Here is a 12,427-nt window from a genome sequence, read left to right on the forward strand (position 1 = left end):
TCTTCACGGTCGGTGGTCACCCGGAGCCGTTCGGGTGCCATGCTGCTCGCCAGCACCGTGCGGTGCGGTTGCGTCCGTAAGGTGGGCGGCTGGGTACGAGGCCGTCGACCACGGTAGGAGAAGGAGCCGTCATGAGCCGACCGGGGGCGACGGCCCTCTGGTACGCCCAGGACCTGACGACCAACGGCCTACAGGGCTGGATCCAGAACAACATCGTTCCGCTGATCCTGCTCGGAATCGCCATCATCCTGCTCTGGATCGGCGGCCGCGGGGACAACGCGGGCGTGGCCAGACGCAGCATCGGACTGATCATCGGGCTCGTCGCGCTGGGCATCGCGGTGTCCGGGAACGGGCCCCGGGTGGGCGCCTTCCTCGCCAACCTCATCGTGGGCTGACGCAGGCGATGCTGGTCCGCACCGATGACGAGGTCTACCGGGTCGACTCGGTATGGCTGGGGCCGCCGCGCGCCACTTTCCCGTGGCGCGCGCGGTACGTCAGCTACGGCCTCGGCCTGCTCGTCATGGTCGTGATCATGTTCCTGCAGCGCCGGATCGGCATCGGGCTGGACTTCTTCTCGGTCGCCTGGTCCCTGGTGCTCACCGTGGTGCTCACCCGGTTCCTCGGCAAGCGGATCGACTACGAACGCCCGTTGGGGCAGGTCGCAGCCCTGTTCCGGCACGAGGTGACGGGCCCGCGGCGGCGTCGCGCCCCGGCCGGCGGTCCGGTGCGCTTCGCCCACGTCCGGAGCCGGCGGGGACTGCCCGGCCGCCGCGGCGCGTCGGGCCCGCCCACCCGGCCGGAGCCGCAGCAGCGGGTCCCCGTCGTCACCACGGTCCCGGCTCAGGGCCCGGTCGTGCGGGCGGACGTCCAGGACCGGGAGCGCGCCGCAGGTCCCCGCGCCACCCCGCGCCGGATCCCCGCCCGCGAGACCGCGCCGCACCGGGCGCCGTCCCGCCAGGACCCCTCCCGCCAGGACCCGGGCCGCCAGGGCATGGGCCGCCAGGGCATGGGCCGCCAGGAGTCGGGGCGCCAGGACTGGGGTCGTCAGGACACGGGCCGCCAGGACACGGGCCGCCAGGACACGGGGCGTCAGGAGACCGGGCGCCGGCAGCCCCCGCCCGTGCGAACCCCCGTCCGGCGCCGCGACCAGGGCCCCGCGCCCCAGCCGTGGAAGACCTCCGCCGAGCGGCGGGCCACCGGAAAGGACCGCCGCGATGGCGTCGCGTGACACGCGCGATCCGTACCGCGACGGCCGCCGCCCGGCCGGGCGCGCGTTGAGCGGCGAGGGGAAGCTCCCGAAGTTCAGCCCGACGATCGCGTTGCGCAGCATCGACGGGCACGTCACCCGCACCGGCACCCAGGTCATGGCCTGGTACCGGCTCTCCCCGCAGGCCTGGAGCTTCCGCTCCGACGGCCAGCGCGAGATCCTCATCCGCCAGATCGCGGCGCAGCTCGGCGAGCTGCAGGGCCGCTGGCTGCACCTGCGCGTGACCACCCGGCCCTACCCCGTCCACATGTGGGCCGAGTCGTTCGACCAGAACGCCCTGGGCCGGATGCCGGACGTCCCCGGCGCCCTGGGCTGGGACGGTTTCCTCGAGGGCGAGCAGCGCCACCTCATGGGCCTGTCCATGAGCGACAAGGAGGTCTTCCTCGGCGTCGAGGTGTCCGGGCGGAGCATGATCGACCGCTGGGTCGAGCGTGCCGCACCCGTCCTCGGCAGGGTCGTGCCCGCGGCGGTGCGGGCCGAGCTCTCCGCGCTGGAGTCCGAGCTCAACCACCTCGACGCCCTGGTCTCCGGCCCCGGCCTCGACGGCGTCCCGGCGAGCGCCACGGACATGTCCTGGCTGATGCACCGTTCGGTCGCCCTCGGCCTGCCCGCGCCGCGCAGCCTCTCCAACGTCCCCGTCGGCGTCACCCGCTGGGAGGAGGAGGACCTCGCGGCCTTCACCGACGGCGTCGAGCTCCACCAGGAGCCCTACGCCCCGACCGTGCAGGTCACCGGCCGGGTGCGCGGCCAGGCCGTGTCCCGGCACGTCGCCGTCCTGTCGATCGGGCTGATGGAGGGCCTGCGCATCCCGGAGATCGACGACCCGTGGATGCAGCACAGCGACCGCCTCCCCTTCCCCGTGGAGTGGTCGGCGCGGATGTACGTCCGCAAGCCCGAGGAGGTGACGGGGGAGCTGCAGCGCCAGATGGGCAAGGTGCGCAGCCAGATCCGCCACTACACCCACGACCACGACCTCGATCCCCCGATGTCGCTGGCCCGCCAGGCGGACCGGGTGCTCGAGGTCGAGGACGAGCTGACCAGCGGGCTCACCCAGCTCAACACCCGGCTCTACGGCTGGTGGCGGATCGCCGTCTCCGGCCGGGACGAGTCGGAGGCGATCCTGCAGGCCCAGCAGGTGCTCGACCTCTACTCGCCCAAGGTGCAGATCGAGCACCCGGAGGCGCAGTACCGCTACGCCCGCGAGTTCATCCCCGGCGAGCAGCTGGCGTCCAGCGCCTACCGCCGCCGCGGCTCGGTGACCTGGGCTGCCGCCGGCGTACCCGCCGCGACCGCGTCCGTGGGCGACCGGCGCGGGATCATGCTGGGCGAGACCTGCACCGCGACGAGACGGCCGGTGGCGTGGGATCCCTGGTTGGCGCAGGAGGTCCGGCGGGCCTCCGGTCTGACCGCCGTCGTCGGTGGGCTGGGCTCCGGGAAGTCGTTCCTGACCGGCCTGATCGTCTACAAGACGCTCCGGGCCGGCGCCCGCTGGACCGTGCTCGACCCGTCCGGCCCGCTGGCGGAGCTCACCCGCCTGCCCGAGCTGGCGAGCTTCAGCCGGCACATCAACCTGCTCCGCGCCGATCCCGGCATCCTCAACCCGTACCGGGTGGTCGCCGAGCCGCGCCCCGAGCATTTCCTGGACGACGAGGACCCCGAGCGCTCCTGGCGCCGCGAGAAGTCCCTGGCCGCGGCCACCCGCCGCCGCCTGGTGCTCGACGTGCTCACCGGCCTGCTCCCGTACGACGTCGCACGCCTGCCGCACACCCGGATCGTGCTGCTCAGGGCGGTGCGCGAGGTCGGCGGCGCCCCCGACCGCCATCCCGGCCTGGTGATCGACGCCCTGCGCCGCCACCAGCGCGACGGCGAGGACCACTCCGGCGTGGTCGCGGACTTCCTCGAGGAACGCCGCGAGCTCCCGCAGGCCGCGCTGCTGTTCCCGGACACCAGCCGGGACGACCCGTGGGCCGCGGACCGCGACTACCGCCTCACCGTGCTGACCATGCAGGGCATGACGCTGCCCCGCCCCGGCAGCCCGCGCGAGGAGTGGACGGACAACGAGGCCCTCGCCGTCGAGCTGCTCAACCTGGCCAGCTGGCTCACCCAACGCACGATCTACGACGCGGACCGCAACCTCCGAAAGGGCGTGGCCCTGGACGAGACGCACTTCCTCTCCCAGGTCCCCACCGGCAAGGTGCTGATCGACCGGCTCGCCCGCGACTCCCGCAAGTTCAACGTCCGGGCCCTGTTCGCCTCCCAGCTGGCCGGCGACCTGCTACGGGTGAGCGGCTTCGCGTCCCTGGTCAACGCCGTGTTCGTCGGCCGGACGGACGACGAGGAGGCCCAGACCGAGGCCCTGCGCCTGCTCCGGGTGCCCACCGGCGTCGGCTACGAGCAGATGCTCGGCACGCTGTCCCCGCGCCCCCGCCACGACGACCGCCCGGACGACACCCCGCGCCAGTTCGTGTTCGCCGACGGGCACGGTGGTGTGGAAAAGATCCGAATCGATCTCGAAGCCCCCCACCTGGACCATGTCCGGGACGCCCTCGACACCAACCCGGACGCGAACCGGGTCGCGGTGAGCGGCGTGCCGATGCTGCCGGGCGAGGCCGGCCGGGCCCCCGACGAGCCGCGCCCCGCCGCCCCACGGGCGACCGTGCCCCCCGGCGGAATCGATCTGGACGAGGACACGGAGATCGACCTCTCCGCCCCCGAGATCCGCACCGGCGCCGCCACGCGCGTCGGCCCCGGCGTGGCGGGCTGGGACGGCGGGGTGCAGGTCGTCGGCCTGGACGCCGGGTCCGATGTGGACGGTGTCGACGCCGCCCAGCTCGAGCTCCTCGACGACCTCGAGGAAGGCTGGGCGGAGCTCGACGCCGACGGCGAGGTCGCCACACCCGCCCCGGGCCCCCGTCCCGGGTCCGGCGCGCACAGTGCCCCCGGCAACGGCGCCCCCGGCGGCGGGCCGCACGGGGACGGCAGGGACGCCGGCGCATCCGACCACGGCGCTTCCGACCACGGCGCCTACGCGAACCCCGGCGCCCGCAGCGGCGCCCCCCACGAGGGCGGGCGGTGAACGCCGCCGCGCTACCGGGAGGGGCGGCCGGGCTCGCGGCCGTGGTCCTGGTGCTGCTCTGCGCCCTCTGGCGCGGCCTCCGCCCCCGCCGAGATGAACGTCAGGGCGCTCCGGACCATGATCGAAAAGCCCTGACGTTCATCTCGACGCTCGGACGACTCCGGCGCGGGCGGGGTGACGAGCGCGGGCGGGGCGACGAACGCGGGCAGGGCGACGAACGCGGGCGGGGCGGTGAGTGGGGGCGGAGCGGCGAGCGCGTCCCGAGCCGGGCGCCTCGGAAGCGGGGGCGGGGGGCGGCGCTGCTGCTCGTGTTCGCCGTGGTCCTCGGCTCCGCTCTCGTCGGCTCGCCCGCCGTGGCGCAGGGGTTCGACTGCAAGCAGAGTCCCGAGCCCGACCGTCCCGGCACCGGGCTCGTCGGGTCCCTCGACCCGCCCCGGCCCGACGGCGGCGAGCCCGGCAGCGTGTACCGCGAGGTCGGCTACTCGGGCATGACCTGGCACAACTACGACCTCGGCTGCGGCGGCGGGGTGCTCAACCCCTCGACCACGACCGACACCTGGCTCGGCAACCAGACCTTCAACGTCGCGAAGTTCGCGGTGGGCGGGGTCAACTGGGCGCACTACCTGATCGCCGACGGTGGGGCGCTCCTCGACCCGCTCGACCAGATCATCACCAACGCCACCCGCGCCATGTACGACTCCGTGTTCACCGTGTGGATCGGCGTCGCGCTGGTGATCCTGGCGGTGATCCTGCTGGTCCTGGCCATGCGCGGCGATCTCGCCACCCAGACGAAACGGGCCGCGTTCGCCCTCGGCGCGCTGGTGCTCGCCGGCGCGGCCTACCTGGCCCCCGTGAACTGGGCGAAGGCCGCGGACTCCCTGCTGCTCGACGGCGTCACGCAGATGCAGCAGGGCTTCCTCTCGCAGGTGGGCCTCGGCGACAAGGACACGCTGCCCACCGTGCTCGTGGACCAGGTCGTGTACCGCAACTGGCTGCGCGGCGACTTCGGCTCCCCGGACGTCCCGCAGGCCCAGGACCTGGGACGGAACCTGCTCCGCGCGCAGACCTTCACGATCGACGAGGTCGCCGAGGGCAAGGACACCCCCGAGCTCGCGCAGCAGAAGAAGACGGACTTCGCCACCATCGCCGGCCAGATGGGCGACCGGTACACCTACTTCCAGGGCACCTCCGGCAGCCGGGTCGGCGTCGGCGTGCTGGCGGTGGTCCAGGCGCTGTGCATCGCGCTGTTCCAGCTGCTCTCCAAGGTGCTGGTGCTGGTCGCGATGCTGCTGCTCAGACTCATGGTGATGACGGCCCCGGCCATCGCCGTCGTCGCGATCCTGAAGCCGGAGATCCTGCCCGCGCTGCTGCGCGTGGCCGGCGCCGCGATCGTCAACACGATCATCGTGGGGGCGCTCGCCGGGCTGCACGCGCTGCTCGTCGTGTCGCTGTTCCGGCCCGGCGCCGGCATCGACCTCTGGCTCGCGCTGCTGGTCACCGGCGTGGTGACGGTCGTGCTGTGGGCCGTCGCGCGCCCGTTCCGCCGGCTCGTGTCCATGGTGTCGCTCACCCGCGAGCAGTTCGGCGGGATCGTGCCGTCCGTCGGCGGCGGGCCGATGTCCCGGGTCTGGCACCGGGTGCGCGGGGCCGAGCCGGAGGACCGTCAGGGCCGCTGGTGGAGCGAGCGCCACGGCTCCGGGCCCGGCTCGGATCCCGACGCCGTGCGGCCCGAGGCCGAGTACGCCACGTACCAGGCCACGGCGACCGCGGCCGGCCCCGGAGCCCGCACCCCGCGCCGTCGTGCGGAGGTCGCCGGCGGGAGCGCCTCCATCCCCGCCGCGCGCCGCCCGGCCCTGCCCGCGGGCGGATCCACGGCCGCGGCCGCGAGCGGCGGCATCCCGTCCCGCAGCGACCCCGGCGAGATCGACGAGCGCGTGATCTACCGCCGCGCCGACTCCGCCCCCTCCCGGCCCGTCCGCCGGGTGAACGCCGAGCTGGTCGACGGCGAGCCGATCTACCGGATCTACCGGCCCACCGGGACGGCCCGCCGTGCCGATTAGGTCCCCGCGCGGGAGGGCGGCCGCGTACCGGGCGGTGTGGGGCTGGCCCCTGCGCTCGCCGGCCCGGCTCGCGGTCACGGCCGTCGTGGTCCTCGCCCTGGTCATCGGGGTGAGCCTGGTCATCGGGGCCACCCGCCCGGATCCCGGACCGGGTATCCTCGGCGCGCAGCCCACCACGGGCGCCGCCCCCACCCGCGCCCCGTCCACCCCGGCACCGACCGCGTTGCCCCCGGTCGCCCCGCTCACGCCCACCACGCTCCCGGTGAACCAGGCCCCGGCCTCGGCCCTGCAGATGGCGCAGAACTGGACCGCGGCCTGGGCCAACCACCCCGCGGGCATGACGAACGCGCAGTGGCTGGCCGGCCTGCGCCCCTACACGACCGACGAGTACCTCCCCACCCTGTCCAACGTGGACCCCGCGAACATCCCGGCCACCCGGATCACCGGCCCGGCCACGGCCACGAAGGTGTCCCCCGCGTCGGTCACCGCGGACGTCCCCACGGACGTCGTGACCCTGAAGGTCACCCTGGTCGACACGGCCGCCGGCTGGCGCGTCTCCGGCTACGACCGGGTCTGACATGCGGCTGCTGCGCCCGCTGCGGCTGTTCCTGCCCTTCATCGCCATCGGCGTGGCGCTGGTGGTGTTCCTGGCCGTCGGGTTCTTCGCGTTCTCGTCGAACTCCGGCCAGCAGCAGTACTCGATGGGCGCGTGCGACGCCGGCATCAACACCTCGGACGGCTCCCAGGTCGCCGGGGCCACGATCGACACCCTGAGCGACGAGCAGCGGCAGAACGCGGCCACGATCATCGCGGTGGGCAAGCAGCTGAACGCACCCCCGCGCGCATGGCTGGTGGCGCTCGCCACCGCCATGCAGGAGTCGACGCTGCGGAACATCAACTACGGGGACCGGGACTCCCTCGGGCTGTTCCAGCAGCGCCCGTCGCAGGGCTGGGGCACGCCGGCGCAGGTCACGGATCCGCAGTACAGCGCGAGGACCTTCTACGACCGCCTCCTGCAGGTGCCGAACTGGGACCAGCAGCCGGTCACCGTCGCCGCCCAGATCGTCCAGCGCTCCGCGTTCCCCGACGCCTATGCCAAGTGGGAGGGGCTCGCCGCCTCGCTCGTCGGGCAGGTGGGCGACGTCGCCAATCCCACCGGCTGCGGCAGCCCGTCGGCGAACCTGCCGCCCGGGGTCGCCAAGGCCGCGATCGACTTCGCGCTCGGCGAGGTCGGCAAGCCCTACGTGTGGGGCGCGACCGGCCCGAACACCTACGACTGCTCCGGGCTCATGCTGCGCGCCTTCGAGTCCGCCGGGATCAAGCTCCCCCGTGTCTCCCGGGACCAGTTCAACGCCGGCGGGCACGTCCCCGTCCGCGACGCGCAGCCGGGCGACCTGATGTTCTACGCCTACGACCGTAGCGACCCGACGACCATCCACCACGTGTTCCTCTACATGGGGAACGACCAGATGGTCGAAGCGCCCTACAGCGGACAGAACGTGCGGGTGCAGCCGGTAAATTGGGACTACAAGGAGCTGGTGCCGCTCGCGACCCGTCCGGGCACCCCCTCGAACACCGCCTGACCAGCCCAGACCCGACCGGAGCAGCACGACATGGCCCGCCCGGACGACCCCCGTCCGAATCGATCCACCCCACGCTCGACCACGCCGCTGGCCGACTACCTGGACCGCCCCGCGCCCGGCGCCGGGCCGGACTACCTGGTGGTGCCCCGCTCGCTCGCCGAGGCCATGCCGCTGCGCTGGCAGCAGGTCTTCGCCGGCCTGCTCACCGACCTGCACGAGGCCTACGGGCACCTGCGCTGGCCGGACTACCGCGTCGTCCCCAGCCGCTGGGAGGTCCTCGTCGACCTCGACGAGGAGCAGCTCGCCGCCGCCGGCTACGTCGCCGAGCTGGATCCCGAGGGCGGCCTGGAGTACCGGGACGCCGAGGGCTCCCCGGTCGCGGACCCGCGGACCCACCGGGTGCTCGCGCCCGTGGAGGACCCGCTGCCCCGCCCGGGCGACGAGGTGCCCGATCGCCCCGCCTAGCCGTCTCTAGGCAAGACGCTAGAGAGCGGGATACGGGGCAAGTTGAGCCGAGCGGGAACAACTCCGCGGGGGTGCTCGTTGGACCGGTCAGCAAGTTGAGTGAGACAGGCTCAAGGCCGGGTTGACGGCGCGAGCTCGAATCGCAAGACTTGAGCCAGATCCGCTCAACAGCGGTCACCCCAGAACGCAGTAACACGTGAACTACACGGAGGCAACAACCATGGCTCGTGCGGTCGGCATCGACCTCGGGACCACCAACTCCGTCGTCGCTGTCCTCGAGGGCGGCGAGCCGACGGTCATCGCGAACTCCGAGGGCGCGCGTACCACGCCGTCGGTGGTCGCCTTCGCCCGCAACGGCGAGGTCCTCGTGGGTCAGTCCGCCAAGAACCAGGCCGTCACCAACTCGGACCGCACGTTCCGGTCGGTGAAGCGCCACATCGGCGGCGACTGGAAGACCCCGGACATCGACGGCAAGACCTACAGCACGCAGGAGATCTCCGCGCGCGTGCTGCAGAAGCTCAAGCGGGACGCCGAGTCCTACCTCGGCGAGCCGATCACCGACGCGGTGATCACCGTCCCCGCCTACTTCGAGGACGCGCAGCGCCAGGCCACCAAGGAGGCCGGCCAGATCGCGGGCCTCAACGTCCTGCGCATCGTCAACGAGCCCACCGCGGCCGCGCTGGCGTACGGCCTGGACAAGGGCGAGACCGAGCAGACGATCCTGGTGTTCGACCTCGGCGGCGGCACGTTCGACGTGTCCCTGCTCGAGATCGGCGACGGCGTCGTCGAGGTCAAGGCCACCAACGGCGACAACCACCTCGGTGGCGACGACTGGGACGAGCGGATCGTCACCTGGCTCGTCGACAAGTTCAAGAGCGCGCAGGGCATCGACCTGACCAAGGACAAGATGGCCATGCAGCGGCTCCGCGAGGCCGCCGAGAAGGCGAAGATCGAGCTCTCCAGCTCGAACAACGCCACCATCAACCTCCCGTACATCACCGTGGACGGCGACAAGAACCCGCTGTTCCTCGACGAGACGCTCTCGCGCGCCGAGTTCCAGCGCATCACGCAGGACCTGCTCGACCGCACCCGCGCCCCGTTCAACCAGGTGGTGAAGGACGCCGGCATCTCCGTCGGCGACATCGACCACGTGGTGCTCGTGGGCGGCTCCACCCGCATGCCCGCCGTCACCGACCTGGTGAAGGAGCTGACCGGCGGCAAGGAGCCCAACAAGGGCGTCAACCCGGACGAGGTCGTCGCCGTCGGCGCCGCCCTGCAGGCCGGTGTTCTCCGCGGTGAGGTCAAGGACGTCCTGCTGCTCGACGTCACCCCGCTGTCCCTGGGCATCGAGACCAAGGGCGGCGTGATGACCAAGCTCATCGAGCGCAACACGACCATCCCCACCAAGAAGAGCGAGATCTTCACGACGGCGGACGACAACCAGCCGTCCGTGCAGATCCAGGTCTTCCAGGGCGAGCGTGAGATCGCGTCCTACAACAAGAAGCTCGGCATGTTCGAGCTGACCGGCCTGCCGCCCGCCCCCCGGGGCGTCCCGCAGATCGAGGTCTCCTTCGACATCGACGCCAACGGCATCGTGAAGGTCACCGCGATCGACAAGGGCACCGGCAAGAGCCAGGACATGACGATCACCGGCGGGTCCGCCCTGGGCAAGGACGAGATCGACCGGATGATGAAGGACGCCGAGGCGCACGCGGCGGACGACGCCAAGCGTCGCGAGGAGGCCGAGGTCCGCAACCAGGCCGAGACGCTCGTCTACCAGACCGAGAAGTTCCTGGTGGACAACGCCGAGAAGGTCCCGGCGGACGTCAAGGAGTCCGTCGAGTCCGGGCTGAACGAGGTGAAGGAGGCCCTGAAGGGCACCGACGCCGAGGCGGTCAAGACGGCGATGGAGAAGCTGGCCACCGAGTCGCAGAAGCTCGGCCAGGCGCTCTACCAGCAGCCGGGCGCCGAGGGTGCCCCCGCGGGCGACGCCCCGGGTGCGGACGCGGGCAGCTCCAAGGCCGCGGACGACGACGTCGTGGACGCCGAGATCGTCGACGACGAGGAGAAGAAGGACAAGTGAGCACTCCCTACGGATCCGACCGCAGGCCGGGCCCGGAGGGGGAGCAGGAGGAGCCGATCCGCTTCACCGATCGGCGCCGGATCGACCCCCTGACCGGGGAGGTCCGGACTCCTGGGGACGACGGAGTGGGCGGCACTCAGCAGGGTGCCGCCGCTCCCCCCGGGACTCCGCCCACACCCGACGAGCCCGAGATCGAGCTGGACGACCCGCGCATCGCCGACCTCGAGAAGCAGCTCGAGGAGCGGACCAACGACCTGCAGCGCGTGCAGGCCGAGTACGCCAACTACCGGCGCCGGGTGGACCGCGACCGCGAGGCCACGCTGGTCAGCGCGAAGGTCTCCTTCGTGAACGACCTGCTCACGGTGCTCGACGACCTGGCCCGCGCCGAGCAGCACGGCGACCTGACCGGCCCGTTCAAGGCCGTCGGGGACAAGATCGCGAACGTGGTGACCGGGCTGGGACTGGAGTCCTTCGGCCGGGACGGCGAGCCGTTCGACCCGGCGCTGCACGAGGCCGTCCAGCACGAGCCCGCCGAGGCCCCCGGGCCCACGGTCACGATCCTCACGGCCGTGCTCCGGCAGGGCTACAAGATCGCCGACCGGGTGCTGCGGCCCGCCATGGTCACCGTGGCGGACCGGCCGGACCCGACCGCGGAAGAGCAGTAGGAAGGAGGCGGGATGACCCAGCGCGACTGGATCGAGAAGGACTTCTACCGTGAGCTGGGCGTCTCGTCCACGGCGTCGGACTCGGAGATCAAGAAGGCGTACCGCAAGCTCGCCCGCGAGCTGCACCCGGACGCCAACCCGGACGACGCCAAGGCGGAGGCCCGGTTCAAGTCCGTGTCCGAGGCGTACGGCGTGCTCGGCGACCCCGAGAAGCGCAAGGAGTACGACGAGACCCGCAAGCTCTTCGCGGGTGGCGGCGGCTTCACCGGCGGCGGTGGTTTCCCCGGGGGCTTCCCCGCGGGGGGCCAGGGCGGCTTCTCCGTCAACGACCTGGGGGACCTGTTCGGTCAGGGCTCCCGGTCGGGCGCGGGCGGGGCCGGCGGCCTCGGCGACCTGTTCGGCAACCTCTTCGGCAACCGCGGCCCGGCCGCGGGCACGCAGCGCGCCCAGCGCGGTGCGGACGTCGAGAGCTCGCTGACCATCTCGTTCGACGACGCCGTGCGCGGCTCCACGATGACGTTGCAGCTGTCCTCGCCGGGCACCTGCGACACGTGCGGGGGCTCCGGCGCCAAGCCGGGCACCGGCGCGCACACCTGCCCGACCTGTTCGGGCGCCGGTGTGGTCAGCCGCAGCCAGGGCGCGTTCGCGTTCTCCGAGCCGTGCCGGGACTGCCGCGGCACGGGCCGGGTGATCGACGAACCGTGCCCCGAGTGCCACGGCGACGGCGTGAGCACCAAGGTGCGGTCACTGACCGTGCGGGTGCCGGCGGGTGTCGACGACGGGCAGCGCATCCGGCTGGCCGGCAAGGGCGAGCCGGGCCGCTACGGCGGCCCCGCGGGCGACCTCTACGTGAAGATGAACGTCTCCCCGCACCCGCTCTTCGGCCGTTCGGCGAAGGACGCGAAGGACCTCACGCTGAAGGTCCCGGTGACCTTCCCCGAGCTGGTCCAGGGTGCGACCCTGACGGTGCCCACGCTCGACGGCACGGTCTCGCTCAAGATCCCCGCGGGGACCCAGAGCGGCCGGACCTTCCGGGTGCGCGGCCGCGGGGTGCCGGCCAAGAAGGGGACGGGCGACCTGCTCGTCACCGTCGAGGTGGCCATCCCGCAACGGCTCGACGACGCGGCGGCGACAGCGCTCGCCGGCTACGTCGACGCGACGAAGTCGTTCGACCCGCGGGCGGACCTGCTCGCGGGAGCCCAGGTCAAGAACGGCTAGGAGGTGACGC

General features: G+C 72.8%; 10 protein-coding genes. All 10 read left to right on the top strand.

Features of this window, described 5'->3' with window-relative positions; all coding sequences use genetic code 11:
• Positions 1 to 131 precede the first annotated feature (131 nt).
• The 10 genes from ABD324_RS35495 to dnaJ all read left to right on the top strand — a co-directional run bounded on the left by ABD324_RS35495 (position 132) and on the right by dnaJ (position 12,417).
• On the top strand, positions 132 to 395 hold the full coding sequence (locus ABD324_RS35495) for a hypothetical protein (protein ID WP_344427734.1): 264 nt from the start codon (positions 132 to 134) through the stop codon (positions 393 to 395).
• An 8-nt stretch (positions 396 to 403) separates the two neighbouring features.
• A complete protein-coding gene (locus ABD324_RS35500) occupies positions 404 to 1,228 on the top strand; it encodes a hypothetical protein (protein ID WP_344427737.1) in 825 nt (274 codons plus the stop codon).
• Complete coding sequence (locus ABD324_RS35505) at positions 1,215 to 4,343, top strand: ATP-binding protein (protein ID WP_344427739.1); 3,129 nt, start codon at positions 1,215 to 1,217, stop codon at positions 4,341 to 4,343. The genes ABD324_RS35500 and ABD324_RS35505 overlap by 14 nt, the downstream gene beginning before the upstream one ends.
• The gene (locus ABD324_RS35510) at positions 4,340 to 6,403 is read left to right on the top strand and encodes a hypothetical protein (protein ID WP_344427742.1); all 2,064 of its coding nucleotides are present in this window, start codon (positions 4,340 to 4,342) and stop codon (positions 6,401 to 6,403) included. Before ABD324_RS35505 ends, ABD324_RS35510 begins: the two co-directional genes overlap by 4 nt.
• Entirely contained in the window at positions 6,393 to 6,980 is a 588-nt protein-coding gene (locus tag ABD324_RS35515; RefSeq protein WP_344427745.1) for a hypothetical protein, read from the top strand. Before ABD324_RS35510 ends, ABD324_RS35515 begins: the two co-directional genes overlap by 11 nt.
• A gap of 1 nt (position 6,981) precedes the next feature.
• Positions 6,982 to 7,986 (top strand): C40 family peptidase, encoded by a 1,005-nt coding sequence (locus tag ABD324_RS35520; RefSeq protein ID WP_344427748.1) that lies wholly within the window; start codon positions 6,982 to 6,984, stop codon positions 7,984 to 7,986.
• A gap of 30 nt (positions 7,987 to 8,016) precedes the next feature.
• Positions 8,017 to 8,451: a hypothetical protein gene (locus ABD324_RS35525; protein WP_344427751.1), complete on the top strand. Its 435-nt coding sequence runs from the start codon at positions 8,017 to 8,019 to the stop codon at positions 8,449 to 8,451.
• 220 nt (positions 8,452 to 8,671) lie between these two features.
• A complete protein-coding gene (gene dnaK, locus ABD324_RS35530; protein ID WP_344427754.1) occupies positions 8,672 to 10,534 on the top strand; it encodes a molecular chaperone DnaK in 1,863 nt (620 codons plus the stop codon).
• The gene (gene grpE, locus ABD324_RS35535; protein WP_344427757.1) at positions 10,531 to 11,199 is read left to right on the top strand and encodes a nucleotide exchange factor GrpE; all 669 of its coding nucleotides are present in this window, start codon (positions 10,531 to 10,533) and stop codon (positions 11,197 to 11,199) included. Before dnaK ends, grpE begins: the two co-directional genes overlap by 4 nt.
• A 12-nt stretch (positions 11,200 to 11,211) precedes the next feature.
• Positions 11,212 to 12,417, top strand: coding sequence for a molecular chaperone DnaJ (dnaJ, locus tag ABD324_RS35540; RefSeq protein WP_344427760.1), 1,206 nt, complete (start codon positions 11,212 to 11,214; stop codon positions 12,415 to 12,417).
• The last annotated feature ends 10 nt before the right edge of the window (positions 12,418 to 12,427 follow it).

Origin of the sequence: Pseudonocardia ailaonensis (assembly GCF_039531635.1) — a bacterium.
GTDB lineage: Bacteria > Actinomycetota > Actinomycetes > Mycobacteriales > Pseudonocardiaceae > Pseudonocardia > Pseudonocardia ailaonensis.